Origin of the sequence: Mesorhizobium sp. WSM1293 (genome assembly GCF_000513875.1) — a bacterium.
Taxonomy (GTDB): Bacteria; Pseudomonadota; Alphaproteobacteria; order Rhizobiales; family Rhizobiaceae; genus Mesorhizobium; species Mesorhizobium ciceri.
This window is the reverse complement of sequence record NZ_AZUV01000004.1, coordinates 1-23,257: the sequence shown is the minus strand read 5'-3', so window position 1 is coordinate 23,257 and position 23,257 is coordinate 1. Positions and strand designations below refer to the sequence as shown.

The 23,257-nt window shown below is 63.6% G+C and carries 23 protein-coding genes, 1 pseudogene and 1 riboswitch; of the genes and pseudogenes, 11 read left to right on the top strand and 13 right to left on the bottom strand.

Features of this window, described 5'->3' with window-relative positions; genetic code table 11:
- Window positions 1–96 precede the first annotated feature (96 nt).
- Window positions 97–459 carry a nuclear transport factor 2 family protein gene (locus tag M729_RS0105560; protein ID WP_013528288.1) on the top strand — a complete coding sequence of 121 codons (363 nt, stop codon included), beginning with the start codon at window positions 97–99 and terminating at the stop codon, window positions 457–459.
- Window positions 460–491: 32 nt separating this feature from the next.
- Here the strand turns inward: M729_RS0105560 and xylB are convergent, their stop codons facing one another.
- Window positions 492–1,946 (bottom strand): xylulokinase, encoded by a 1,455-nt coding sequence (gene xylB, locus M729_RS0105555; protein WP_027161005.1) that lies wholly within the window; start codon window positions 1,944–1,946, stop codon window positions 492–494.
- An 82-nt stretch (window positions 1,947–2,028) separates the two neighbouring features.
- On the bottom strand, window positions 2,029–3,351 hold the full coding sequence (locus M729_RS0105550) for a tetratricopeptide repeat protein (protein WP_027161004.1): 1,323 nt from the start codon (window positions 3,349–3,351) through the stop codon (window positions 2,029–2,031).
- Between the two features lie 224 nt (window positions 3,352–3,575).
- Between M729_RS0105550 and M729_RS0105545 the strand changes: the two genes are divergently transcribed.
- Window positions 3,576–6,365 carry an autotransporter outer membrane beta-barrel domain-containing protein gene (locus tag M729_RS0105545; RefSeq protein WP_027161003.1) on the top strand — a complete coding sequence of 930 codons (2,790 nt, stop codon included), beginning with the start codon at window positions 3,576–3,578 and terminating at the stop codon, window positions 6,363–6,365.
- Window positions 6,366–6,417: 52 nt separating this feature from the next.
- Here the strand turns inward: M729_RS0105545 and M729_RS0105540 are convergent, their stop codons facing one another.
- Window positions 6,418–7,041: a LysE family translocator gene (locus M729_RS0105540; protein ID WP_023761181.1), complete on the bottom strand. Its 624-nt coding sequence runs from the start codon at window positions 7,039–7,041 to the stop codon at window positions 6,418–6,420.
- A gap of 96 nt (window positions 7,042–7,137) precedes the next feature.
- The gene (locus M729_RS1000000139660; protein WP_013528283.1) at window positions 7,138–7,260 is read right to left on the bottom strand and encodes a hypothetical protein; all 123 of its coding nucleotides are present in this window, start codon (window positions 7,258–7,260) and stop codon (window positions 7,138–7,140) included.
- A 238-nt stretch (window positions 7,261–7,498) separates the two neighbouring features.
- On the opposite strand from M729_RS1000000139660, the gene M729_RS0105530 reads away from it, so the two are divergent.
- From M729_RS0105530 to M729_RS0105505, 6 genes are all read left to right on the top strand, one after another.
- Window positions 7,499–8,266, top strand: a complete 768-nt coding sequence (locus tag M729_RS0105530) for a L,D-transpeptidase (RefSeq protein WP_024501964.1) — start codon at window positions 7,499–7,501, stop codon at window positions 8,264–8,266.
- A 100-nt stretch (window positions 8,267–8,366) separates the two neighbouring features.
- Complete coding sequence (locus tag M729_RS0105525) at window positions 8,367–9,533, top strand: diphosphate--fructose-6-phosphate 1-phosphotransferase (RefSeq protein ID WP_027161002.1); 1,167 nt, start codon at window positions 8,367–8,369, stop codon at window positions 9,531–9,533.
- 53 nt (window positions 9,534–9,586) lie between these two features.
- The gene (locus M729_RS0105520; protein ID WP_027161001.1) at window positions 9,587–10,306 is read left to right on the top strand and encodes an MBL fold metallo-hydrolase; all 720 of its coding nucleotides are present in this window, start codon (window positions 9,587–9,589) and stop codon (window positions 10,304–10,306) included.
- Between the two features lie 245 nt (window positions 10,307–10,551).
- On the top strand, window positions 10,552–12,072 hold the full coding sequence (locus M729_RS0105515) for a DegQ family serine endoprotease (protein WP_027161000.1): 1,521 nt from the start codon (window positions 10,552–10,554) through the stop codon (window positions 12,070–12,072).
- Between the two features lie 148 nt (window positions 12,073–12,220).
- Window positions 12,221–12,832 (top strand): molybdopterin-dependent oxidoreductase, encoded by a 612-nt coding sequence (locus M729_RS0105510; RefSeq protein ID WP_027160999.1) that lies wholly within the window; start codon window positions 12,221–12,223, stop codon window positions 12,830–12,832.
- Window positions 12,829–13,575 (top strand): FAD-binding oxidoreductase, encoded by a 747-nt coding sequence (locus M729_RS0105505; protein ID WP_027160998.1) that lies wholly within the window; start codon window positions 12,829–12,831, stop codon window positions 13,573–13,575. Before M729_RS0105510 ends, M729_RS0105505 begins: the two co-directional genes overlap by 4 nt.
- Window positions 13,576–13,615: 40 nt before the next feature.
- On the opposite strand, the gene M729_RS0105500 is transcribed toward M729_RS0105505, so the two are convergent.
- From M729_RS0105500 to M729_RS0105465, 8 genes are all read right to left on the bottom strand, one after another.
- The gene (locus tag M729_RS0105500) at window positions 13,616–15,091 is read right to left on the bottom strand and encodes a nucleotidyltransferase family protein (RefSeq protein ID WP_027160997.1); all 1,476 of its coding nucleotides are present in this window, start codon (window positions 15,089–15,091) and stop codon (window positions 13,616–13,618) included.
- Window positions 15,088–15,765, bottom strand: coding sequence for a glycosyltransferase family A protein (locus tag M729_RS0105495; protein ID WP_013528275.1), 678 nt, complete (start codon window positions 15,763–15,765; stop codon window positions 15,088–15,090). Before M729_RS0105495 ends, M729_RS0105500 begins: the two co-directional genes overlap by 4 nt.
- Window positions 15,765–16,517, bottom strand: a complete 753-nt coding sequence (locus tag M729_RS0105490) for a glycosyltransferase family A protein (protein ID WP_027160996.1) — start codon at window positions 16,515–16,517, stop codon at window positions 15,765–15,767. The genes M729_RS0105495 and M729_RS0105490 overlap by 1 nt, the downstream gene beginning before the upstream one ends.
- A 55-nt stretch (window positions 16,518–16,572) precedes the next feature.
- Window positions 16,573–17,325, bottom strand: a complete 753-nt coding sequence (locus M729_RS0105485) for a glycosyltransferase family A protein (RefSeq protein ID WP_027160995.1) — start codon at window positions 17,323–17,325, stop codon at window positions 16,573–16,575.
- Entirely contained in the window at window positions 17,322–18,371 is a 1,050-nt protein-coding gene (locus M729_RS0105480; RefSeq protein ID WP_027160994.1) for a hypothetical protein, read from the bottom strand. Before M729_RS0105480 ends, M729_RS0105485 begins: the two co-directional genes overlap by 4 nt.
- Window positions 18,372–18,419: 48 nt before the next feature.
- A complete protein-coding gene (locus tag M729_RS0105475; RefSeq protein WP_013528271.1) occupies window positions 18,420–18,851 on the bottom strand; it encodes a PqqD family protein in 432 nt (143 codons plus the stop codon).
- 169 nt (window positions 18,852–19,020) lie between these two features.
- Window positions 19,021–20,121 carry a hybrid-cluster NAD(P)-dependent oxidoreductase gene (locus tag M729_RS0105470; RefSeq protein ID WP_013528270.1) on the bottom strand — a complete coding sequence of 367 codons (1,101 nt, stop codon included), beginning with the start codon at window positions 20,119–20,121 and terminating at the stop codon, window positions 19,021–19,023.
- A 25-nt stretch (window positions 20,122–20,146) separates the two neighbouring features.
- On the bottom strand, window positions 20,147–21,394 hold the full coding sequence (locus tag M729_RS0105465) for an aromatic ring-hydroxylating dioxygenase subunit alpha (RefSeq protein WP_013528269.1): 1,248 nt from the start codon (window positions 21,392–21,394) through the stop codon (window positions 20,147–20,149).
- A gap of 114 nt (window positions 21,395–21,508) precedes the next feature.
- A riboswitch (cobalamin riboswitch) is annotated at window positions 21,509–21,711 on the bottom strand.
- Between the two features lie 510 nt (window positions 21,712–22,221).
- On the opposite strand from M729_RS0105465, the gene M729_RS0105460 reads away from it, so the two are divergent.
- The 3 genes from M729_RS0105460 to M729_RS0105450 all read left to right on the top strand — a co-directional run bounded on the left by M729_RS0105460 (window position 22,222) and on the right by M729_RS0105450 (window position 23,014).
- Window positions 22,222–22,419: a DUF680 domain-containing protein gene (locus tag M729_RS0105460; RefSeq protein WP_013528268.1), complete on the top strand. Its 198-nt coding sequence runs from the start codon at window positions 22,222–22,224 to the stop codon at window positions 22,417–22,419.
- A gap of 79 nt (window positions 22,420–22,498) precedes the next feature.
- Window positions 22,499–22,699, top strand: coding sequence for a DUF680 domain-containing protein (locus M729_RS0105455; RefSeq protein ID WP_013528267.1), 201 nt, complete (start codon window positions 22,499–22,501; stop codon window positions 22,697–22,699).
- 69 nt (window positions 22,700–22,768) lie between these two features.
- Complete coding sequence (locus M729_RS0105450; RefSeq protein WP_027160993.1) at window positions 22,769–23,014, top strand: DUF680 domain-containing protein; 246 nt, start codon at window positions 22,769–22,771, stop codon at window positions 23,012–23,014.
- A 79-nt stretch (window positions 23,015–23,093) separates the two neighbouring features.
- Here M729_RS0105450 and M729_RS1000000139835 read toward each other — a convergent pair.
- Window positions 23,094–23,257: pseudogene (locus M729_RS1000000139835) on the bottom strand (ABC transporter ATP-binding protein); the annotation flags it as partial.

Here is a 23,257-nt window from a genome sequence, read left to right as displayed (position 1 = left end):
CAAAGTTCTGACGCCATTACCTCAGGCGTAATTGGTTTCACGCCGGCGCTGGTTGAAAAGGGTCATGTCAAAGCCACCAAACGAAGGAGACAGACCATGACCGACCTCACCAAGATCGCTAAAAACTACATCACCGCCTGGAACGAAAGCGATGCCGGCCGCCGGGCCGAATTGCTCAAGGCGACCTTCACGGAAGACGTCAGCTACCGCGATCCGCTCATGCAGGGTGATGGCCATGAAGGCGTCGCGGCTCTGATCGACGGCGTGCAGCAGCGCTTTGCCGGTTTCCGGTTCTCGCTGAAGGGTACGCCGGACGGTTTTGCCGACAAGATCCGCTTCTCGTGGAATCTCGGACCTGAGGGGACGCCTTCGGTGATCGAAGGTACCGACATCGGAATCATCGAGAACGGCCGCCTCAAGAGCGTCACCGGTTTTCTCGACAAGGTGCCGGCGCAGTGAGCCGGACAGCCGCGGCGTGGGCGAAAGACCGCTCACGCCGTGGCGACCCTGATTGCCGGGTACAGCGCCCGGTAGCGCTGATAGGCATCGGCATAGGCGCCGCCGAGCGCCGCATCCGGTTCGATAGTTGCGTCCGTCCTCGGGGCCGTACAGATTTCGAGCGGATCGGCGCCCGTCGCCGCGATCAGGCCGAGCCGCGCGGCACCAAAGGCGGCGCCGAAGTCGCCGTCGGCAGGAATGTCGACAGGCAGTTGAAGCGCGGTGGCAATCGCCTTCAACCAGTAGCGTGAGCGCGAACCGCCGCCGATCGCCGTCACCCGCGTCAAGGCTGTGCCGGCCGTGGCCAGCGCTTCGAGGCTGTCGCGGAAGGCAAAGGCTACACCCTCCAGCACGGCCTGGGTCAGCACGGCACGGCTCGATTGATGCGCCAGCCCGGTGAACGCGCCGCGAATGGCGGAATCATTGTAGGGCGTGCGCTCACCCGAGAGGTATGGCAGGAAGGACACGCCGCTCGGCGCCTTCAATGTGTCGCCGAGCTCAGTGGTCAACTCGCCGGCGCTCTTCCCGGTGATTTCCGACAGCCAGTTGAGCGAATCGGTTGCCGACAGGATGACCCCCATCTGGTGCCACGTGTTCGGAAGCGCGTGGCAGAAGGTGTGAACCGCGCTAGCCGGGTTGGGCAGGTAGGAAGCGTTGGCGGCAAACAGCACACCCGACGTGCCGAGCGAAACAAAAGCGTGGCCGGCGCCAACCGTGCCCATGCCGCAGGCCGAGGCCGCGTTGTCGCCGGCGCCACCGGCGATCGGAATGCCGGCCTGGACGCCCCACTTCGATGCCAATTCGCTGCGCAATGCGCCTGCCTTCTGCGTACCCTCGACCAGCGACGGCATCTGCTTTTCATCGAGCGATGTCGCCGCGAGCAAATCCGCACTCCAGCGCCGCTTGCCGACATCGAGCCAGGACGTGCCGGCAGAATCCGACATTTCCGAAATGTGCTCGCCCGAAAGCCAGAGCCGCAGGAAATCCTTGGGCAGCAGCACTTTTGCGACCTTGGCGAAGACAGCGGGCTCGTTGTTCTTCACCCAGGCCAGTTTCGGCGCGGTGAACCCGGGAAAGACGATGTTGCCGGTCAGGGCGCGGAAACGCGGATCGGCATCGAGGACGGCGGCCTCGGCATGGCTGCGCGTGTCGTTCCACAGGATGCAGGGGCGCAGCACCTTGTCGGCGGCGTCAAGCAGCGTGGCGCCATGCATCTGGCCGGACAGGCCAATGCCCTTGACTGCCGCGAGTTCATGCGGATGGGAGGATTTGAGCTCGGCGATTGCGTCTTCGCAGGCCCGGATCCAGTGCTCGGGATTCTGTTCCGACCAGCCGGGGTGCGGCCGTGAAACATCAAGCGAACCATGGCCGGAACCGATGACGGTTTGCCCGGCATCGATCAGCAGCGCCTTGACGCCCGACGTCCCGAGATCGAGGCCCAGATACATGTCTTCCTCCCACGCCAGTTAATTTTTTCGGGTCTCGAAAAAATCTGGCTTGGCCAGTTTTTAAAACAAGATCCGCTTCGGGTCAATTCTCCGACAAATCGGCGGCGCGTCGCACAAACAGCGCTGACAGCGGACTGTCGGGCCGCGCCATCGAACGCTCCGCCGTGAGCGCCTTGGCCAGCGCACCCTCACCGGCGCGCAAGGCCGCCTCGATCAGCGTCAGGTCGATGACGTCGCGCTGGGCGTGGCTGCCACCGAAACGATGTGCGATCGCCCGGATCGGCCGGATCAGGCGCGCGGTCTCGGCGTAGCTGCCCTCACCGAATGCCTTGATGGCGAGCGTCAGCGGATGGCCGACATCCCGCGTGAAAGCCGCATTGTCGTCGCTGCCACGCATGGCCTCGCGCTGAGCTTCGAGCAAGGCGAGGGCCGGCGCATCTAACCCGGCACCCACGAAGGCCATCATCGCGTGGGCGTCGTTGAAGGCATAAAGGCCCGCTCCCGCCTTGCCCCAGTTGGCGGCGAGCGCCGCCCAGCGGTCGCCGACATCGACGCCGCCGAGGTGGAGCCGCCACAGGATTGCCGAGGCATCGACCATGTTGAGCGCCATCGTCGATTGCACGCTGTAGATAGGGCCGTCATAGAGGGCCCGCACCGCGTCGGTCTCGCCGAGATCATAGTGGAACAGCGCCAGGTGCCACCAATTGTGGACCTGCAGGAAGCTCTCCCGTGTCCACGCTTCCGGATTGGCGCGCATCCAGGCAATGCCATCCCTTTGCCGGCTTTGCATCTCCATGACATGGGCGACGGCGTGCTGCGCCCAGCCGTCGCGCGGCTCGATGTCGACTGCCTCGCGGCCAAGCTGCTCGGCCCTGACATAGTCACCCATTTCCTCCAGCCCGAAAGCCTGCATGCCGAGCATGGCGTGGTAGCCGGGCATGCCGCTTTGCCACGAAGGCAGGGCACGAGCGATGCGGTCGCGCAGCATGCGGGCATTGCCGGTGAAGAAATCGATCTGGTGGCCGACCTGCAGCGCCAGCCCGTCGCGCGGGGTCTCGATGGTGATGTCCTCGAGAACGCGGCTGGCCTCATGCCAGCGCCCGCTGGCGAGATGGCCAAGGGCCGAGACATGCGCCCGCTCGCGCGTGGTCGCGGCAAGCGGCAGTGCGGCCTCATGGCAAGCCTTGGCCACGGCCGTCGCCTCCCGCTCGGTGGCGAGGCCGAAGAGATATCCCTTGAAGACATGGGCCATGACGAAGCCGGGATCTTCCGCGATGGCCCGGTCGACGGAGGCTACGGGATCGCCGATGAAGCACTGCAGTTCACGCACTGCCTGGTTGTAAGGCGTGAATCCCGCCTCCGTCGCGCCCGAAAGTGCCAGGCCGAATGCGTCCCTGATTGCCATGCGATGTCCTTTATCGACCCGTGACAGGCCCTTGATCCTTCGGCCCAAAGCGATCCTAAAGCATAGGCCACGGACACGCCAACCGTGCGCTACGCCAGACCTTTCAGTAGTCTTTGCAGTTTAGCAACCATGCGGGGCAGATTAGGCTTTGTAAAATTGAATGAATTGTGTCTTCATTGCGGCGGCTGGCGGGGGCTGGAAATCGCGAATCGAGAGGGGACGCGATGCGGCATGTGAAGAACTCGCTTCCGAACAGTCGTTCGGCGGATGCGCAGGTGACAATTGCTTCGCAACGGCGAAAGCCGCATCCGTTACATCCGTGGCTTATTAGCATCCTCTCAACTACAGCTTTTGCGTTGCTGCCCAACTCCGCCGCGTTTGCCGCATGCGTGCTGGCTCCATCCGCCGGAAACACCGTCTACACCTGTGACAGCGGCGACTCAGCCGGCAGCCTCACCGATCTCGACGGCGACAACACGCTGAATTTTCCCGCCGGCGGCACCGGGCAGATATCAGGCAATGTGACCTTTGGCGTCGGCACGGACCGCATCGACATGCAGTCCGGAACCATCACCGGCGCCGTCGATCAGGGTGGCGGCACGGATTTCTTCACCATTGGCGCGGGCACCGTCGCCGGCAATGTCCAGCAGGGCGCCGGCATCGACGACTTCAACATGAGCGGCGGCCAGATCGGCTCGCTCAACCAGGGCGACGGCCTCGACACCTTCACCATGACCGGCGGACGCATCGTCGATTTCTTCGACGATGGCGACCACGCCGTGATGACCGGTGGCCGCATCGGCCGGGTCAACATGAAGCTCGATCAGAACTATTTCAACATGTCAGGCGGCACCATCGACCGCAACCTCGTCACCGGCTTCGACAAGGACACGATCATCCTGTCGGGCGGCACCATCGGCGGCAACATCAGCGTCAGCGGCGGCAATGACAGCGTCACGGTCACCGGCGGCACGGTCGGTGGCGATATACTGATGAGCTTTGGCGCCGACAATTTCGTCTGGAACGGTGGCGGCATCATCTATGGTTCCGTCGATCTCGGCGGCGATAACGACACCGCCAGGCTCAGCAACCTCACCAACGCCAATCTCGGTGCCACGGATGCCATATCAGGTGGTGCCGGCACCGATGCGCTGACCCTGGACAACGTCAAACTGGATGGCAGCAGCCGGCTCCAGAACTGGGAAAGCATCGACGCCACCAATGACACCCAGCTGACGATGGACAGCAATCTGGTGCTCGGCGACAGCGGCACCGGCACCGGTTCGCTCAGTGTCGATGCCGCAAGCACGCTCTATGGCGGCGGCTTCAATGCGGCGATCCAGGCGTTTACGGCAGGCCAGCTGGCGCAGGTCACCAATGCCGGCCGCATCGACCTGACCAATGGCAGCACCGGCGCCACCGACAGCCTGACGATTTCGGGCAATTATGTCGGCCTGGGTGGCCTGCTGCTTATCCAGACCGAGCTCGGTGACGATTCCTCCGCATCCGACAAGTTGGTCCTGTCGAGCGGAACGGCTTCCGGTTCGACCGGCATCTCCGTGGTCAATCTCGGCGGCGCGGGGGCTGCGACCACGCAGGACGGCATCATGGTCATCCAGGCAATCAACGGCGCCACCTCGGGCGCCACGACATTCGCGCTCGACGCCCCGGTCGCTGCCGGTGCCTTTGAATATTATCTGTTCAAGGGCGGCGTCAGCGCCGGCAGCGAGGAGAACTGGTACCTGCGCTCGACGCTGAACACGCCGGCCCCGCCGGCCGCAGCCCCGCCGGCGCTGGAACCTGCTCCGCCGCCGGCACCTGAGCCGCCGGCGGCCGAACCGCCGCCGCCGCCGCCCATCGACCCTGCGCCACCGCCTCCGCCGGAATCCACCCCCGGCGATCCCGATCCGGTTGATACGGCGCCGCCGGTCGTGCCGACCGATCCGCCGCCCGCGACACCACCGGCACCACCACCGGCACCAGTGGCGGATCCGCCCCCGCCACCGCCGGTGGTGCCAACTGAGGTGCCCGACCTGCCGACACCGGCGGCGGGCGAGGAAATCCTGCTCTATCGCATCGAGGTTCCGGTCTATTCGGCCTTGCCGCCGGTCGCCGAACATCTGGCGATGACGACGCTCGGCACCTTCCACGAACGGCGCGGCGAGCAGAGCCTGTTGTCGAACACCGAGCTGTCGCCGGTCTGGGGCCGCATCTTCGGTCAGGACAGCAAGATGGCCTATTCAGGAACGGTATCGCCGTCCTTTGACGGCACCCTGTTCGGCCTCCAGGCGGGCTTCGATCTGTTCGGCCGCGAAACCGCGTCGGGCCAGACCGATCGCGCCGGCCTGTTCGTCGCCTATGCCAGCATGAATGGCGACGTGCGCGGCCAGGCGCTGGGCAGGGACAATCTGTCCGTCGGCAGCATGGATATCAACGGCACCAGTGTCGGCGGCTACTGGACCCGGATCGGTCAGGGTGGCTGGTACCTGGACGGCGTCCTCATGGCCACCTTCTTCGGCGGCAACGCAACATCGTCGCGCGACATTGGCATCGACGTCGGCGGGACCGGCGTCACCGCTTCGCTGGAAGGCGGCTATCCCATCGCGCTGGCGCAAGGCTGGACGCTTGAACCGCAGGCGCAACTGGTCTGGCAGCAATTGTCGCTCGACGATGCGTCGGACCGCTTTGCTTCGGTTTCCTTCGATACGGACGGCAGCGTGACCGGCCGGCTCGGCGCACGGCTGCAAGGCGAAACAGCGATCAATGGCATGGCGCTGCAGCCGTATCTCAAGGCCAACATCTGGCACGATTTCGGCGGCACCAGCCATGTCAATTTCGACACCACCGACATCTCGACCGAGGGCAGATCGACCTCGTTCGAGTTCGGCGGCGGCGTGATTGCCAAGGTGACGGACAAGGTCAGCATCTTCGCCACCGGCGACTACACCACCAATCTCGGTGGCGACAAGCGTCGGATCCTCGAAGGCAATCTGGGCTTCAGCGTCAAATGGTAAGGCCGGTCATGATCCCGAAAACCAGTTTCGGGATCATGATCAAAAAGACAGCTTAATTGCTGGAACGCATCGCCACCGTGGCGATGCCGGCGCCGACCAGCAGCGTACCGCCGGTGCGGTTGAAGATGCGGATCGCCTTGGGATTGCGCACCACGTTGCGTGCGCGTGCCGCGATCAGCGCATAGCCGAAGGCATTGGCGAAGGCGAGCGCCAGGAAGGTCGTCTCGAAGATCAGCATCTGCGTCCAGAAATCGGCGTGCCGGTCGAGGAACTGCGGCAGGAAGGCAACGAAGAACGTGATGCTTTTCGGGTTGAGCGCGGTGACGAGCCAGGCGTGCGCCATCATCTTGGCCGAGGAGACCGCGTCGGTGCGCGGTTCGGCCTTCAACGCGCCGCCGGCGCGAAACAGTTTCACGCCAAGATAGATCAGATAACCGGCGCCGATCAGCTTCAGGATGGTGAAGACGGTCGCCGAAGCCGCCAGCAGCGCGCCGATACCCAGCATCGACAACGTCATCGCAGTGAAATCCCCCAACGCCACGCCGACGGCCATCGGCAGAGCGGTACGCCAGCCCTGGCCCAGCGCATAGGACACGACGAGAAGGATGGTCGGTCCCGGAATGATGAGAAGGATCGTCGATGCGGCAGCGAAGGCGGCCCAGTTTTCGAAGGACATGCTCGTCTCCTTTGAGCTTAAAGAAGAGGATAAATCCTTAGGCCCGGGAGAATGTAAAGAGGCGATTTCCCTAACTGCGCCTGCGGCAGATCGGTGTCAGTTCGCGCCGCTCAGCGTGCTCACGATATCGGCCAGGCTGACATTGGCACCGAGAACGGTAGCCGCCGCGACAATGGCAGCGGCAAAAAGCTTGATGTCGGTTTTTAAGGTCTTGCACATGGAGGCCCCTCGCTGATGGTTCGAGGAGTAGGAGACGCCGGCGCCGGGAATATGACTCGACCGAGGTCTTTTTGTGCAGCAGCCTGCGCTCAAGTTCAGGCAAGAAGGTCGAACATCGTCAAGGCCATGCGCAAATGCAGGCTGTGCAAGGTCTTCACGCTTTATCAACCATGAATGAGGAAAATGCCCGCTATCCGGCCGGACCGTGCTTCCCGCCGACAGCGTAGGGTCTGGGTATATGCGTGAGTTGCCGCAAGGTCTGACGCCGCCGCGAAATGGCGACGCAATCGAAACCGATCATCATCTTTCCCGCCGCGCCATCCTGTCCGGGGCAGGGGCGCTTGCGCTGCTGAGCGCCGCCGGTTGCTCGACCTCGGGCGGCGGCCTGCCGGCGCTCGAGCTCGACGACGTCACCACGGGTTCCGTGCGGCCGATCCGGCCAAGCATCAGCGTCGACAAGAACGTCACCAGCCCCGGGGTCATGTATGCCGGGCTGACCGACGGCGGCTTCAACGTGCCGGAAGTGCCATATCTGAAGGTCAAGCCGGAATTCCGCCGCCAGATCGTCGTCGACACGACAGGCGAGGCGCCCGGCACCATCGTCGTCCATCTCAAGGAGCGCATGCTCTATCTGGTCCAGCCGGGTGGCGATGCCATTCGCTACGGCGTCGGCATCGGCAAGGACGGTTTCCGCTGGTCCGGCCGCGCCAACATCCAGTACGGCAGGGAATGGCCGACCTGGACGCCGCCGCCGGAGATGATCGCCCGCAAGCCTGAACTGGTGAAATGGCAGGCCGGACAGCCCGGCGGCCTCACCAATCCGCTCGGCGCGCGTGCCCTCTACATCTACCAGGACGGCAAGGACACCGGCTATCGCATCCACGGCTCGCCCGAATGGTGGAGCATCGGGCAAGCGATGTCGTCGGGCTGCGTGCGCCTGATCAACCAGGACATCATCGACCTCTACAGCCGCGTCTCCAAGAAAAATCCGGTCGTCGTCGTCTGACGCTTATGCGGCGTGTTGGCGCCGCTCGAAACTCCCGTTGCGCGATGCGGCAAGACAGGCCAAGGTGCCTTGAAAACCATCGCGCCGGGAGAAATCAAGCATGGCTGGAACGTTTGTCATCGCGCAGGGCGGCGGCCCAACCGCCGTCATCAACCAGACGGTTGTCGGGGCGACGCTGGAGATCCGCAAGCGGCATCCCGGTGCCAAGGTGCTGGGCTCGATCCATGGCGTGCGCGGCATCCGTGACGGCAATTATGTCGACCTTTCCGCCATTCCGGAAGACCGCCTGCGGCTGATTGCCGGCACGCCGAGCGCCGCCCTCGGCTCGACGCGCGACAAGCCCGACGCCACCTATTGCGATGTCATCCTCAACGGCCTGAAGAAGGCCGGCGCCGACGCCTTCATCTATATCGGCGGCAACGACACGTCGGGTACCCAGCAGATCCTGACCGACGCCGCCGGCGGCTCAATTGCCTTTGTTCATGCGCCAAAAACCATCGACAATGATCTCGAGGAAAACGACCACACGCCGGGCTTCATTTCGGCGGCCGAGTTCGTCGCCGGCGCCTTCCTGTCCGTCGATCTCGATTTTCGCGCGCTGCCCGGCATCTATGTCGGCATCGTCATGGGCCGGCATGCGGGCTTCCTGACCGCGGCTGCCGCTGCCTGGCAGCTCGACCCCGACAGCGGCCCTCATCTCGTCTACGTGCCCGAGCGGCCGTTCTCGGCCGCTGGCTTCATCGACGACGTGCGTGCCACGCTCGATCGCCACAAGCGCTGCATCGTCGCCGTTTCGGAAGGCGTCAGCACCGCCGACGGCAAGGCATTGGTCGAAAGCCTGGTGCCGCCGGACAAGCTTGAGCGCGACGCGCATGGCAACGTCAAGCTGTCGGGCAGCGATCTGCCGGCCGCACTCGAGCGCGCGTTGGCGGAAGGCCTGCCCGGCAAGCGTGCCCGCGTCGACGCGCTCGGCTACATGCCGCGCGGCTATATCGGCGCCATCAGCGCGGTCGACGCGCAGGAGGCTTTCGATGCTGGCGCTTTCGCCGTCACCGTCGCCGAACAGGGCGGCGGCTCGGTGGCGCTGCAATATGACGGCACCAGAACGGTGCTGAAGAAAGTGCCGCTCAAGAACGTCGCCGGCAAGACCCGCCACATGCCTGACCATTTCATGAAGCCCGACGTCAATCAGCTGTCGGATGCCGGCATGGCCTATCTCAAGCGGCTGGTGCCGGAAAAGTACAAGGTCGGGAAGCCCTTCGTCTGATGCCGGGCTCACACCTGATGCCCGGCTCACTTCGTATGCCGGACTCACACTTGATGCCGAGCTGGTTCAGCAGGAGCGTGGTCGACGGCAAGACGACGATGCTGACCGAGCCCTTCGTGCATGCCTATGTTCGGGCCAATATCTGGCATCTGCGCGGTCGCGATGCCGACCTGCTCGTCGACACCGGTATGGGCATCTGTCCGCTGGCGCCGCAGATCGAGACGCCGCAGGGCAAGCCGTTGCTGGTCGTTGCCACCCACATCCATCTCGACCACGTCGGCTCGCTGCATGAATTCCCGTTGCGGGCCGGGCCAAGAATGAGCGCGGCTCGGTTCGAGACCATGGATGAGGCCGCGACTTACGCCTACATGTTCCACGACCTCGAGGGTGCCGTCTCGAAACTGCCGGCGCCCGGATGGGAGTCGGCCCACTACAGGATCCCGCCCGCGCCGTTGACGCGAACCCTGGACGAGGGCGATGTCGTCGATCTTGGCGACCGGCAATTTCGCGTGCTGCATTTGCCGGGCCATTCACCGGATTCGATCGCGCTGTTCGACGAGGCCGACGGACTGTTCTTCAGCGGCGATGCCATCTACGACGCCATGCTGATAGACGACCTGCCGGATTCCGACCGGGCCGCCTATATCAGTACGATGCGGCGCCTGCTCGACCTGCCGATCCGTATCGGTCATGGAGGACACGGACCGAGCTTCGACGGCAAGCGCATGCGCGAGATTGCTACGGCCTATCTCGGACGAACCGCCGGTGGCTGAGGCTCCAGCGAGGCAGCAAGGCGTGACCCGACGACTTTGTGACCCTGCCGCCGTGCGGATATTAAATCTTCGTAAGGTCGCCCGAAAACCCTAAATCGGGCCAATCCGCGCCCTAGATGCAAGGCCGTCGATCCGGTTGGCTGCCATGTAGGCGAGACGGGCAATTGCAACCTCGACACGCCGATGACCGATTTCCCGCATGGGAGGCCACGGCGCTGGATCAACTCTCGCCCGGACAAACGACCATGTCAGATATCCTTCGTAGGCATCGCGTCGCGGCCTTGCTGGGCGCTGCGCTGATCATATCCCCCTTCGTCATGTCTTTCGCCCAAAGCGCGGGCAACACCGTTCCGACGACCCAGACACCTGTCGCCGGCATCACAGCGCCCAATGGCTCGTTCGCACCCATCGTGGCCGCCGACAAGCCGGCGGTGGTGACGGTCACCACCGTCATGAAGGCACAGCCTGAAACGATGAGCGATGCCTCTCCTTTCGACGGCGGCTCGCCTTTCGACGACTATTTCCGCCAGTTCTTCGGTGACCAGGGCATGCCGACGCCCAAGACGCCGCCGCAACAGCAACCGCAGCGCGCCGAGGCGCTGGGTTCCGGCTTCATCGTCGCCTCCGACGGCACCATCGTCACCAACAATCACGTCATCGATGGGGCCTCTTCGATCAAGGTGACGCTCGACGACGGCACCGAACTTCCGGCCAAGCTCATCGGCCGCGATGCCAAGAACGATCTCGCCGTGCTGAGGATCAAGTCGGACAAACCCCTGCCGACCGTCAAATGGGGCGATTCCGACAAGCTTATGCCAGGCGACCAGGTGCTGGCCTTCGGCAACCCGTTCGGCATCGGCACCACCGTCACGGCAGGTATCGTCTCGGCGCGCGGCCGTGACCTGCATAGCGGGCCGTTCGACGATTTCATCCAGATCGACGCGCCGATCAACCACGGCAATTCCGGCGGCCCGCTGGTGGATGTCGCGGGCAATGTCGTCGGCATCAACACGGCGATCTATTCGCCCAATGGCGGCAGCGTCGGCGTCGGCTTTGCCATTCCGTCGGACCAGGCCCAGAAGGTGGTGGCCAAGCTGATGAAGGGCGGCTCCATCCAGTACGGCTATCTCGGCGTTCAGATCCAGGAGGTGACACCGGATGTCGCGAGCGCCATCGGGCTCGACCATCCCGGCGGCGCGCTGGTTTCAGAGGTCAATGACGGCTCGCCGGCGGCCAAGGCCGGCATCGAGACGGGTGACGTCATCACCAGCTTTGCCGGGCAGGAGGTAAAGGACCCCAAGGACCTGTCGCGGGCGGTCGCCGATGTCGCGCCGGGCGCCACGGAAACGGTCGATGTCTGGCGCAAAGGCAAGCCGATGCGGATTTCCGTCGATGTCGGCCAGAACAGCGCCGATGCGAAGACCGCGTCGCTGGATGACGGGTCCGACACGCCCAGTGCCGGGCGCGCTCCGGCGATAGGGCTCGGCTTGATGGATATAACGCCCGACATTCGCCAGCAGATGAACCTAGCCGGCAAGCAGCACGGCGCGGTGGTTGCCAGCGTCAATCCCGACAAAGCCGCCGCCGCTTCCGGAATACAGGCCGGCGACATCATCGTTGCCGTCAATCAGGTGCCGGTTAAGAACGCCAGGCAGGTAACCCAGGCAATCGCGCAAGCCGGCAAGTCTGGCCGCAAGTCGGTGCTGTTGCTGGTCGAGCGTGGCGACGCTCAGATCTACATCGCGGTGCCTTTTGCCAATGGCTGAGTAATGGCCTTGACGTGAACGGGACCGGCAGGGTTCGTCGGCGACGATCCCCTCCGGCCTCCGCCCGTCAAGATTTTGGTTGCCCGCCACGACATCTTCGAGAACATTGCATCAGGCTGATGTCGGCCCGATGCAGGAGATTGCCGCGATGGTCACCCGAGGTTTCTCTTCAGGACGGCGCCCGCCAACCGATGACGATGCCCGCATCCCGCCCGGCCAATATCTGGAACAGGGTTTTCCGGTGCTGTCGGCCGGTCCGACGCCGCGCGTGCGCACCGAGGATTGGTTTTTCACGCTGAAACATGGGCCACGGCCGATCAAGAAATGGAACTGGGCCGAGTTCAACGCGCTGCCGTTGACCAAGATGACGCGCGATATCCATTGCGTGACCGCATGGACCAAGTTCGACACGCCGTGGCAGGGCGTGCTGGTCGACGATATCCTTGCCGACGCGGGTGTGGAGCCGCCGACCGGCTTCACGCTGGCGCACGCGTTCGACGGTTACACCACCAATGTGCCGGTCAAGGATCTCACCGCCGGCAAGGCCATGGTCGCGCTGCTCTACGAAGGCAAGCCGATCACGCCGGATCATGGCGGCCCGGCAAGGCTGCTGGTGCCGCATCTCTATTTCTGGAAGTCGGCCAAATGGCTGAACGGCCTGCAATTCACCACGCGCGACGAGCCCGGTTTCTGGGAATTGCGCGGCTACCATATCTATGGCGACCCATGGCGCGAGCAACGCTACACGGACGATCCATGAGCGATACGGCGGCAGTGCAGTCGCCCTGGCAAACAGCCGGCATCGTCCGCATAGAAAAGCGCACGCCGCGTGTCACCAGCTTCTTTTTTCAGCCGTCTCGGCCCTTCGCCTATCGCGCCGGGCAGCATGTCGACGTCAGGCTTACGGCGCCGGATGGCTATCAGGCGCGCCGCTCCTATTCCATCGCCTCCGCGCCCGAAACGAATGGCGCAATCGAACTGGCGATCGAAAAACTCGACGATGGCGAGGTTTCGCCCTTCTTCCACGAAGTCGCGGCAATTGGCGACGAAATCGAACTGCGCGGGCCGCTTGGCGGGCATTTCGTCTGGCCGAAGGATGAGAGTGGGCCGCTTGTGATGGTCGGCGGCGGTTCGGGCGTCGTGCCCTTGATGTCGATGATCCGCCACCGCGCCGTACGGAATTCAGCGGTGCCCGTCGTCCTGGTCTTTTCGGTCCGGGTCTGGGACGAAGTGATCTTTCGTGACGAGCTGATCGCCCTCGACGAGCGTCAGGACGGCTTCGAGCTGGTGCTGACACTGACCCGCGAAGCCGCACGCCGCCCGGCCGACTATGCGCGGCGGGTGGACGTCGCGATGATGGCGCAAGCCATGGCGCGGCTGCCCGAGCCGCCCGGTCTCGCCTTCGTCTGCGGCTCCAATGCCTTCGTTTCCGCGGCAGCCCAGGCGCTGATCGATGCCGGCGTTGCAGCCGAAATTATCCGCACCGAACGCTACGGAGTTTGAGCGGACGCCGCCTTGCGAGAAAGGTTCGTCGGATTCGCCTTCAGCCGATCGGCAAGAAACCCGCCGACAGCAACTGGAAAGGCAAGGCGCCATAGGCGGCCACCGTGGCCGCGTCGTTCCACTCGCGAAACTGTCGCGATGGTCGCGCCTCGAGCGTCAAGGCAACTCGCGCGCCGTCGAGCGTCACCTTGCCGCGAAAATGCAGCACGCGTTCCCTGCCGGATCGGCTGATAGCCACGGCACGCAGGCGAGCGATATGCTCGCCACCGTCATTGATCTCCATTTCGATGCGGCGCCGGACCGGCGGAACGCCGATCCTGACGGTGATGTCGAGCATCATGTCGCCGGTCGTTTGCGGACAGGCGATGGCCTGCGAAAACACCAGAGGCGCCGATGCGGCTTGCGGCTTGCCCGCGGCCGGTCTCCCGCGCCAGGGTTTGGCGGGCGGCTCCTGCTGCAACCGGCCCTTCTTCCGCTTCAGGCGCAACTGCTTGGCAAGGCCGCGCGACAGCCAGACCAGGCCGCCGAAATCCGTGCGCGGCTTGGCTTGCAGAACCGACGACCAACGCGACAGGCCAGCCCGGTCGGCCATCTCGAAGATTCTGGCCATTGTCCGTTCCGGCACCGGAATGCCGATCTCGAACGCCAGATAGGATAACGCCACCGCCGCTGGAACCGCCAGGCCGCGTCTTCCGACGATGTCGAGGAACATCCCCCAATCGACGTCTTCGGCATGGATGGCGACCGCGCAGTCGACAAGCCAGTCGCTGTGGGTGTGGGCGTCGAGGCCGCCATGGGCGATGGCCAGTGCCATGCGATCGGCCGGCGATGGCACGAAGACCGCGACGCCGCTGAATTGTGCCGGGACCGCCCGTTGCCAGATCGCCAGGTCGTCTTCCGCGCTCGTCTGCGACCCATCATAGCCGAGCTGGTGCAGGTCGATGTCGCCGAAACGGCCCTTGAAGAAGTTCATCGACCGCAGCGACGCCAACCGGGTTCGCAGATATTGCGCGCTGACGCCCGAGGCGATCTGCCAGTCGCGGTCGCGCAAGATGTCGAAGACGGCAGCCATGTCGCGCGGGCGCACCAGTATGTCGATGTCATGCGCCACCCGACCACGCTGCGCCGACGCGTTCAAGGCAATGCGGCTGGCGCCCTTGATCAGCATGATGTCGGCGCCGCCGTCGGCCATCGCCTTCAGCGCCGGCTCGGCCTCGCGCATCGCCATACGCGACTTCGTCCACAGCATCTTCTGCAGGCCGACGAGGCGCGGGTGCGCGGTATGCCCGGCCAGTTTTCTGCCGAACCTGTCGGAGATGGCGGCGAGCAGACGATGTTCTCGAAACGAGACGAGGTCGATGTCGTTCTCGTCGAGCCAGCGCGCGGCGCAGGCAGCGGCTGCGTCCTCATCGGAGAGCAGCGCCGCCTTCAGCAACAGGTCCAACTGGCCGGTGGGCCACGACCAGCCATAGTCCGGGAAGCGGCGGCTGATGCGGCGAACAGGCCTGGCGTTCAACTGGAGCCCGCCTTGTTCTGGGCCCGCCGCTGCATGGCGAGCCTTGCGACCTGGATATAGCCCCGGTCGCGTGCCGGATCGCGGCCGTAGGAAAGGCTGCCCGGACGGATGCGGCGCAATGCAAGCACGTCGTCGAGCATGGCAAGTACAAAGCCTGCCTCACGAACCCGGGCGATCCAGTCGATCATCTCGCCGCGACCGCCTGGTGGGTCGATGATGGGACCGACGCTCTGCACCACCTCCTGGCGGATCATCATCGTCGTGCGCGACCAGCCCGCTCCACTGGCCGCATCGGGCAAATCGGGGCTGTCGCCGCGAAACGTCCGCCAATGCGTAAAGACGCCCGCTGTCCCGGGATGACGGTCGAGATAGGCCAGCTGCTTTTCGATCTTGTCCGCCAACCACAAATCGTCGGCATCGAGCGTCGCGATGAGCGGCGTCGAGAGTGCCGCAATGCCACGGGTCGTTGCGCTGCCGGGTCCGGTATTGTCCTGTCGCAGCACCGTCACCGGCAAGTTCATCGCATCGATCACCGCGGCCGTATCATCGGTCGAACCGTCGTCGACCACAACGATGGCCTCCGCCTTTGCCGTCTGGGCCAGAACGGAGTTCAGGGCCGCGCCTATGGTGGCGGCCGCGTTGAAAGCCGGAATGACGACGCCATAGCCTGCCATCAAAGGAACCGCCACTGCGCGAGATCCTTGAAGTCGAAGATCCCCTCCACCCGGCGCAAGCTGGGATCGGCCTTGCGACGCTTCATCGACTTGTGAATGGCGCGCATGAACTCGCGAAAGGGCACATCGGCTTCCTTGGTCATGTTGCCGGGATGACGCCTGTAATAGAGAGCCACCGTATCGGGCATAACGTATTTTGCCTGGCTCTCAAAGATACGCAACAGATAGTCGGTGTCCTCGGCCTGTTTGAAATCCTCGTCGAAACCACCGGTGCGCTCGATGAGGTCTCGCGCGAAGATCCCGGCGGACAGGTGGATCCCCCGCACGGTGATGGAGTGGCTGTCGGCGGCCGGTTCCAGTGTCTCGCCATTTATCTTGTCGACCAGCGTCATGCGCGAATAGGTCAGCTCGAGGCCAGGATCCTCTTCGAAGCAGGCGAGATCCGCCTTGAAGCGGCCTATCGGGGAGATGTCGTCCGAATCGAGAAACGACACCAGACGCGTCTGCGGCAGCAACTGCTTCAGCCCGGCATTGCGCGCCTTGGTGACCCCGCCATTGATCTGCTGGAAAAGACGAATGCATGGGGCCTCGTCGATCAACGACCGTACGACGGCTGCCGAGCCATCGGTCGACCCGTCGTCGATGACGATGATGTCGAGATCGATGTCTTCGCGCTGCCTGAGCAACGAGCGCAGCGCCAGGCCAACGAATTGTTCGCGATTGTAGACCGGCATGATGACGCTCAGCCTCATCGGCGTCTCCAGCAGCGTTGCGGGCTTGGCTGATCCGAGCCGATTGTCTCGAGCATCATGGCATCCGCCAATCGGCGGGACTCTTCAATTCGAAGATGCCCTGGACCTCTCGCCGTGACGGATCGGCCTTGCGCCGCCGCATAGACTTGTGGATTGCACGCAAGTGGTTGCGGACCCTGCCGCTATGTTCCTTGGTGACATTTCCGGCGTGGCGTCGGTAGTAGATCGCGACGGTGTTCGGCAATTCGTAGCGCGGACCGGTTTCGAAGACTCGCAACAGATAATCCGTGTCCTCGGACTGCTCAAAGTCCTCGTCGAAATGGCCGATGCGATCGACAAGCGTTCGACTGAAGAGAGCGGTGCTCAGCGAAATTCCGCGAAGCGTCATGGTACAGCAGTCCGCCTCCGGCTCGAGCTTCTCGTCGTCGATCCGGTCGACCAGCGTCATCAGCGAATAGGTTAGCTCAAGCCCGGAGGTAGCCTCGAAGCGGGCGAGATCGGCCTTGAACCGTCCGGCCAGCGAGATGTCGTCAGAATCCAGGAATGACACGAACTCCGCATCCGGCGGCAGTTGCCGCAGCCCGGCGTTGCGCGCCCTGGCCACGCCCATGTTCGATTGCTGGAAGAGTCGGATGCAGGGGTTTTCGCGCATCATCGAGCGTACGGCCTCAGCAGAGCCGTCGGTCGAACCGTCGTCGATGACGATGATGTCGAGATCGGCGGCGTCCCGCTGCCGCACCAGCGAGCGCAATGCCGAAACGACATAGCGCTCACGGTTGTAGACGGGCATTATCACGCTCAGTTTCACGAAGCGCCCCGCACAAGAAAGTCCGCAATCGTGCCGGCTATCTCCTGTCGCTGCGTCCCCAGCGACAGACGATAGCACGGCAGCAGGCGGGTCAGGTCGCTGAAGAAGCGAAAGCCGCTCTCCCGCTCGCCCGGCATCTGCGCTATGCCGGACGGCGCCAAGGCAATCATGGCATCCCTGCGCGACACCGGCACGATCGAACTTGCCTCGCCTCCGCCGATATGTGGCACCAGCAGCGCAACGATGTCCAGAGTTTCGGGCACCGGCCGTGGCGCAATGTCGTCAATGTGAAAAGCATGCTTGCCTTGCCAGTTGAGCGGACCGTGCGCCTTCAGCCGGTGCTTCAGCCCAAGTCGCGCGAATCCCTGGGGATCCTGCTTGAGTGTTGAAAACAACGGGCGGGCAGTCACGCCGTTGGAGAGGTCGACCAGCACATAATCGTCGCCGACGCTGTCCAGCCCGTGGAGGAGGCCGGCGGCGACGGTCCCGGATTTCCCGGCGCCGCCCGCGCCGGCCAGCAGTACGCCCCTGCCTTTGGTGCCGAGCGTCCCCGCATGGGCCAGCCGCATGCCACGTGCCGCATATTCCCAATGGAGGAAGGGGCGCAGCGGCGCTCCCGGCTCCCACGGTGGAAAGGCATCGGCCGAGGCCATCAATTGCACGCCAACGCGACGTTGCGGATCATAGAACTGCCAGAAATCCAGGTCATGGAAATGGTTGCCGCGCAATCCGGCTTCCGCCAGCCTGGTGGCGAAGCCATGCTGCGTGAAGGGTCCTTGGCCCCATCTGGCCGGTGCCGCGATGCCGTCAATGCCGGGATGTGCGACGAAGATGCGGCAGATGTCGGCAGGCGCTCGGTTGTCCGGAGCCGTGACAAAGCCATGAGCGAAGGCATCCGCCAACGCGCCGGCACTCACATGAGCGGTCAACTCCAGATGCGGCAAGCCCACCTTGCAGGTCAGTGGATAATGCGCGGCGCTGCTCTGCGCTTGCGCCAGAACATGACGTGCGTAGTCAGTCAGGTTTTCGAGAGTGACGTTCGGCATGGTCTGCCTGTTCCGGAGCTGTCCGGCAACGAGAGCCTGGCGGGCGCCTCAGTTGGCCTGCTTCACTGCGGGCCAGCCGAGGGGCTCCTCGACCTCGTGGATGGGATCGACGACAATGAGGTCGGCAAGGTCGTCATGGATGTCGACCTTGAGGGGCTCGCCGGCAGCGGCGAGCTGAGCCAGCAATTCGCTGGGAACCGGTCTTGCCACGCCATCGGTTGCGGCCGCCAGCAAACCGAATTCGAGCAATTGTGAAACAAAGCCGTCAATCGCGGCGGCATCGAGGGCGCCAATTCCGGTCGCGGCGCCGACCAGTTCGGAGGCAGGCACGCCGGACGACAGTGCATCCCAAAGCCTGCTGCCTGAATCAGAGAAGCCGAAATATTTACCGGTGGTCAGGTCGAGAACGACGGCTTCGCCATCGAAGGATTCAAAGACGATATCCTTGCTGGCAATGGCATATACGCCGGATTGTCGCATGTTTGCTCCCCGCCGAAGCAGGCCGCGGAGATGATCTTCGGGCCCTACGGTCAACCCCACCGTTGCAGGCGTCTAACCATTTGCAGGGTTTTTGGCAAGATGGCGTAGGCCCGGGCGAGCGCAGCTGCAGGCCGCGCGGGCATGGACAGTCTCTGACCGTGCCTGCCGGTCACGCCTCGATTTCAAGCGCCGAAAGCGGCTTCGAGCAACAGGCGAGGATAAAGCCGTCCTCGATTTCGTGATCGAGGATGCCGCCATTGTGGCTCATCTCCACGTCGCCCGCGACCTTCCTCACCTTGCAGGTGCCGCACAGGCCGAACTCGCAGGCGGCGGGAATCCGCACCCCCGAGGCGCGTGCCGTCTGCAGCACGGTCTGGCCGGCGACGCATTCGGCATCGACATCGGAATGCGAGAACCGGATCGGTGTCACGGCCTCCACGGTGGCAGCGGCGCCGTCTTCCGCCGGCGGCGAGAACGGCGCCGGGATCTCCTCCACGGCAGGCGCGGCAAAGCTTTCCTGATGGTATTTCGCCATGTCGAAGCCGGCGGCGTCCAGCATGCCGCGCACGGCGCGCATGAAAGGATCGGGGCCGCAGCAGAAAATCTCGCGCTCACGGAAATCGGGCGCCAGCAATGGCAGCCGGATCGCGTCGATGCGGCCCATATGGCCGAACCAGCCCTCGCGGCTCGACCGCTCCTCGATCATGAAGCCGAGCGACAGCCCAGGCATGCGGCTGCCGAGCAGTTCGAGCTCCTTGCGGAAAATGATCTCTTCCGGGCGGCGCGCGCAGTTGACGAAGCCGACATCGGTCCATGGCGCGCAGTCGTTCAGCCAGCGCAGCATCGACATCATCGGCGTCACGCCGGAACCGGCCGAAATGAACAGGTATTTGGCGGCCGGGTGGCTGTGCAGCGAGAAGTCGCCGGTCGGCCCATAGGCCTTGACGTGCGAACCGGGCGTCAGATGGTCGAACATCCAGCGCGTACCGGTGCTGCCCGCCTGCGCCTTGACCGTCACCGCGATCGAGAACGGCCGCGACGGCGAGGACGACAGCGTGTAGGTGCGCATCAGCGGCCCGTCCGATGTCGGCAGTTCCAGAGTCACGAACTGCCCCGGTTTGTAGCGGAACCAGGTCTGGTTGTCGGAGCGGAAGGTGAAGGTCTTCACGTCAGGCGCTTCGTCGCTGACGCCGATCACTTCCAGCACCTGCAGCCTGTCGTTCCAGGGCGTCATCTGGTCGAGATGGCGATAGAGGCCAAGGTCCGTCATCGCATTCATCCTCTTGTCCCCTGGGCTAGGCGACGCTGCGCAGGGCCGGCCGGCCGCCTTCGGCAAGGCGCGGCCCGATGAACGACGCGTACCACTCGACGAACTGGATCACGCCGCCCTCATGCAGCTCCGAATAGGGGCCTGGTTCATAGGCCGGCGACAGGATGCCGAAGGCGTTTTCCTCGACGATGCGGCGGTCCTGGTCGTTGGTCTCGGTCCAGACATGGGTGAGCTCAGCGAGGTCGTAGTCGACGCCTTCGACCGCATCCTTGTGGACGAGCCATTTCGTGGTCACCGCGGTTTCCGTGGCACTGATCGGCAGCACGCGGAAGGTAACGGCGTGGTCGCCGAGGATATGGTTCCAGGTCGTCGGATAGTGATAGAGCAGCAAGGAGCCGATGCGGTCGGTTGAAACGCTGTCGGACAGGTTCTTCTGGACCGCCCGTTTTCCCGTCATGGTGTAGCTGACGGCATCGCGCAGCAGCGGCGCGCGGGTGGCGCGGTACTGCCCTGCCGGATCGATGCGGAATTTGCTCGGCAAGCCTGATGCCTCGCATCTGGCCCAGTGTGCGACCATTTCAGGGTCGCTGTCGGCGCCATGGACGCCGGTTACGGTTGGAGCCTCGGGGAAGGTCTTGCACAACTCGGGATGATTGGCGGCGCAGTGGTAGCACTCGCGGTTGTTTTCCCAGACCAGCTTCCAGTTGCCCTTCTCGACGATCGTGCTCTCGAAGGCGATCTTTGCTTCACGCAGCCGGTGCGGCAAAAGATAGGGTTCGATCATCGCCCGCATCGGCGCGAAATCTGCCGGTTCCTTGGCCAGGCAGATGAAGATGTAGCCGCCGACGCTCTCGCAGGCGACCGGCTTCAGGCCGAAATCACTCTTGTCGAAACCGTCGGCCATCTGGCGGGCAAACAGCAGGCGGCCGTCCAGCTCGTAGGTCCACTGATGATACGGGCAGACGAGCTTTGCCGCGGTACCCTTCTCCGTGTTGCACACGCGGCTGCCGCGATGGCGGCAGGAATTGTGGAAGGCGTTGATCTTGCCGTGCTGGTCGCGGACAAGGACGACCGGATAGTCGCCGACCTGCACGGTGATGTAGCTGCCCGGCTTAGGCAGTTCGCAATCATGGCCGATGAACAGCCAGTCGCGATACCAGATCAGCTCCATGTCGAGCTTGAAGTAGTCTGGATCGGTGTAGAAGGGCTGCTCCAGCGAAAAGCCTTGCCGGCGCCCCTTCAGGAGCCTCAGCATGTCGTTGCGGATATCCATGTCCTGTCCTCGTTTCTAAGGACTGAACTGGTGGTGATGGAGGAAGGATTGAAACACAGGCCGGCTGTGTGCCGGACATGCGCTATCCACCTCTTGACCGCCCACCGCGATCAGTCGAGTCTAAAAATCTCGGGCTGGTTTCCGGGCTCTGGAGTTGTCCTTGCGGACCATCGCGACACCTTCCCAGGCGGTTGCCCAGTGGTCTCCCGTTGCGACTTGAACTCCACCACCGTTGCGGGGGCAGCGCCGGATTCTGACCGGCTTCCCAATTCTCCGCCTCGTCGTCACGAAGCGGCACCTGAGATGGTATGATCTAACCACGATCGCGGGCGCGCCGTCGGCATGAAAACGACATCGTATCCATGCGGCGCGACACGGCATGCGAAACGCTACTGCAGCTCGTCGCGGGCCGAGATCCCACCTCCCGGGCGGCCATTTGCCGGCTGCGATCTTCCCGAATCCGACCCTTCGCGGGGGTCAAAAAAGGTTAACGGTTTCGAAAAGTGACTATTAGCTTGCCCTAAAATCGAACCGAACGGTTCGTTTCTGTTGACGGTGCGTGCAGGACGGTGTGAACGCTGGGCCTCTGAAACAGTCAGTGATCAATCAAGTGTCTACACCTAACACACTGATATGAAGAAGAAAAATGCATCCCTAGATTCCGTTGGCACAATTTCAAGGTGTGGATTCATGGTCCACACGGAACAACTTCGTGATTGGAAAAGACGACCTTGCCCTCCCACATCGGGGCTGTCCGAACGACGCGATTTCATTTCCAAGACACGCCGCTAGACGGACGGAAAAAAGACGATACTGGAGTACCAAAAATGAAAAAGATCATTCTCACTGCCGCAGCCCTTCTGGCCATTTCCGGCAGCGCCTTCGCTGGTAGCGACCACTACGGTTCCAACGCCGCGGCAGCCACTGCTGTCGACAGCTCGTACACCGCTTCGACCAAGAAGTCGGAACCGGCTGCTCAGGCGCCTGCCCAGGGTGCTGACCGCAACCTCTTCGGCAACAACTAACAGCCGATTCCCAGTTTCCCGGTCGACGGCGGGCTTGCCCGCCGCCGTGGCGAAATTCAGACATTCAGGAGTATTCAAGATGAACAAGATCCTCATTGCTGCCGCCGCCGTTCTGGCCATCACCGGCAGCGCTTTCGCGGGCAGCGACAACTACGGTTCGAACGGCCCCAACCAGCCTGCCGCCGCTGTGGACCAGTCGTACACGGCTTCCACCAAGACCTCGGAACCGGCTGCCCAGACGCCCGCTCAGGGCAGCGACCGTAACCTCTTCGGTCGCTAACAACCAATTTCGCAACCGACGGCAGCTGTGTCTGCCGTCCTGGCGAAATCCAGAATTCAGGAGACTAAAATGAACAAGATCCTTATTGCTGCCGCCGCCGTTCTGGCCATCACCGGCAATGCCTTCGCCGGCAGCGACAACTTTGGCTCCAATGGTGCCAATCAGCCTGCCGCCACGACTTCGGTCGACAGCACGCGCACCTCTTCGGTACGCAACACCGGTTCGCCGGTTTACAAGCTGCTGAACTCGTCGGGTGACACCACCCAGAAGTCTGCTCCGCAAGGTGCCGACCGCAACCTCTTCGGCAACAACTAACAACCGAAGTCGATCTCCAAGTCAAAGNGNGGCGGGCCCGGCCCGCCGCNCTTTTTTGTGCCTGACACGGTAATTGCGGTTAAGCCGCCTTTGCTTCCACTTCATGCAACGCGAAAGAACGTCCATCCGCGTCGAAGATATGCAGGTCCTCGCCATTGGCGCTCAGCCGCAATGTCGAGCCGCGCTTGACCTCGACATTGCCGGGCAGCTTGGTCACCAGCGGCAGATCGGCGCGGCCGATGT

What these genes read in the sequence shown, in the direction of transcription:
- M729_RS0105520 (WP_027161001.1), top strand. Translation starts at nt 9,587, where the DNA reads ATGCCGAGCTGGTTCAGCAGGAGCGTGGTCGACGGCAAGACGACGATG.
- M729_RS0105510 (WP_027160999.1), top strand. Translation starts at nt 12,221, where the DNA reads ATGGTCACCCGAGGTTTCTCTTCAGGACGGCGCCCGCCAACCGATGAC.
- M729_RS0105530 (WP_024501964.1), top strand. Translation starts at nt 7,499, where the DNA reads ATGCGTGAGTTGCCGCAAGGTCTGACGCCGCCGCGAAATGGCGACGCA.
- M729_RS0105470 (WP_013528270.1), bottom strand. Translation starts at nt 20,121, where the DNA reads ATGACGGACCTTGGCCTCTATCGCCATCTCGACCAGATGACGCCCTGG.
- M729_RS0105515 (WP_027161000.1), top strand. Translation starts at nt 10,552, where the DNA reads ATGTCAGATATCCTTCGTAGGCATCGCGTCGCGGCCTTGCTGGGCGCT.
- M729_RS0105560 (WP_013528288.1), top strand. Translation starts at nt 97, where the DNA reads ATGACCGACCTCACCAAGATCGCTAAAAACTACATCACCGCCTGGAAC.
- M729_RS1000000139660 (WP_013528283.1), bottom strand. Translation starts at nt 7,260, where the DNA reads ATGTGCAAGACCTTAAAAACCGACATCAAGCTTTTTGCCGCTGCCATT.
- M729_RS0105460 (WP_013528268.1), top strand. Translation starts at nt 22,222, where the DNA reads ATGAAAAAGATCATTCTCACTGCCGCAGCCCTTCTGGCCATTTCCGGC.
- M729_RS0105505 (WP_027160998.1), top strand. Translation starts at nt 12,829, where the DNA reads ATGAGCGATACGGCGGCAGTGCAGTCGCCCTGGCAAACAGCCGGCATC.
- M729_RS0105480 (WP_027160994.1), bottom strand. Translation starts at nt 18,371, where the DNA reads ATGCCGAACGTCACTCTCGAAAACCTGACTGACTACGCACGTCATGTT.
- M729_RS0105455 (WP_013528267.1), top strand. Translation starts at nt 22,499, where the DNA reads ATGAACAAGATCCTCATTGCTGCCGCCGCCGTTCTGGCCATCACCGGC.
- xylB (WP_027161005.1), bottom strand. Translation starts at nt 1,946, where the DNA reads ATGTATCTGGGCCTCGATCTCGGGACGTCGGGCGTCAAGGCGCTGCTG.
- M729_RS0105550 (WP_027161004.1), bottom strand. Translation starts at nt 3,351, where the DNA reads ATGGCAATCAGGGACGCATTCGGCCTGGCACTTTCGGGCGCGACGGAG.
- M729_RS0105495 (WP_013528275.1), bottom strand. Translation starts at nt 15,765, where the DNA reads ATGGCAGGCTATGGCGTCGTCATTCCGGCTTTCAACGCGGCCGCCACC.
- M729_RS0105465 (WP_013528269.1), bottom strand. Translation starts at nt 21,394, where the DNA reads ATGGATATCCGCAACGACATGCTGAGGCTCCTGAAGGGGCGCCGGCAA.
- M729_RS0105525 (WP_027161002.1), top strand. Translation starts at nt 8,367, where the DNA reads ATGGCTGGAACGTTTGTCATCGCGCAGGGCGGCGGCCCAACCGCCGTC.
- M729_RS0105540 (WP_023761181.1), bottom strand. Translation starts at nt 7,041, where the DNA reads ATGTCCTTCGAAAACTGGGCCGCCTTCGCTGCCGCATCGACGATCCTT.
- M729_RS0105450 (WP_027160993.1), top strand. Translation starts at nt 22,769, where the DNA reads ATGAACAAGATCCTTATTGCTGCCGCCGCCGTTCTGGCCATCACCGGC.
- M729_RS0105490 (WP_027160996.1), bottom strand. Translation starts at nt 16,517, where the DNA reads ATGAGGCTGAGCGTCATCATGCCGGTCTACAATCGCGAACAATTCGTT.
- M729_RS0105475 (WP_013528271.1), bottom strand. Translation starts at nt 18,851, where the DNA reads ATGCGACAATCCGGCGTATATGCCATTGCCAGCAAGGATATCGTCTTT.
- M729_RS0105545 (WP_027161003.1), top strand. Translation starts at nt 3,576, where the DNA reads ATGCGGCATGTGAAGAACTCGCTTCCGAACAGTCGTTCGGCGGATGCG.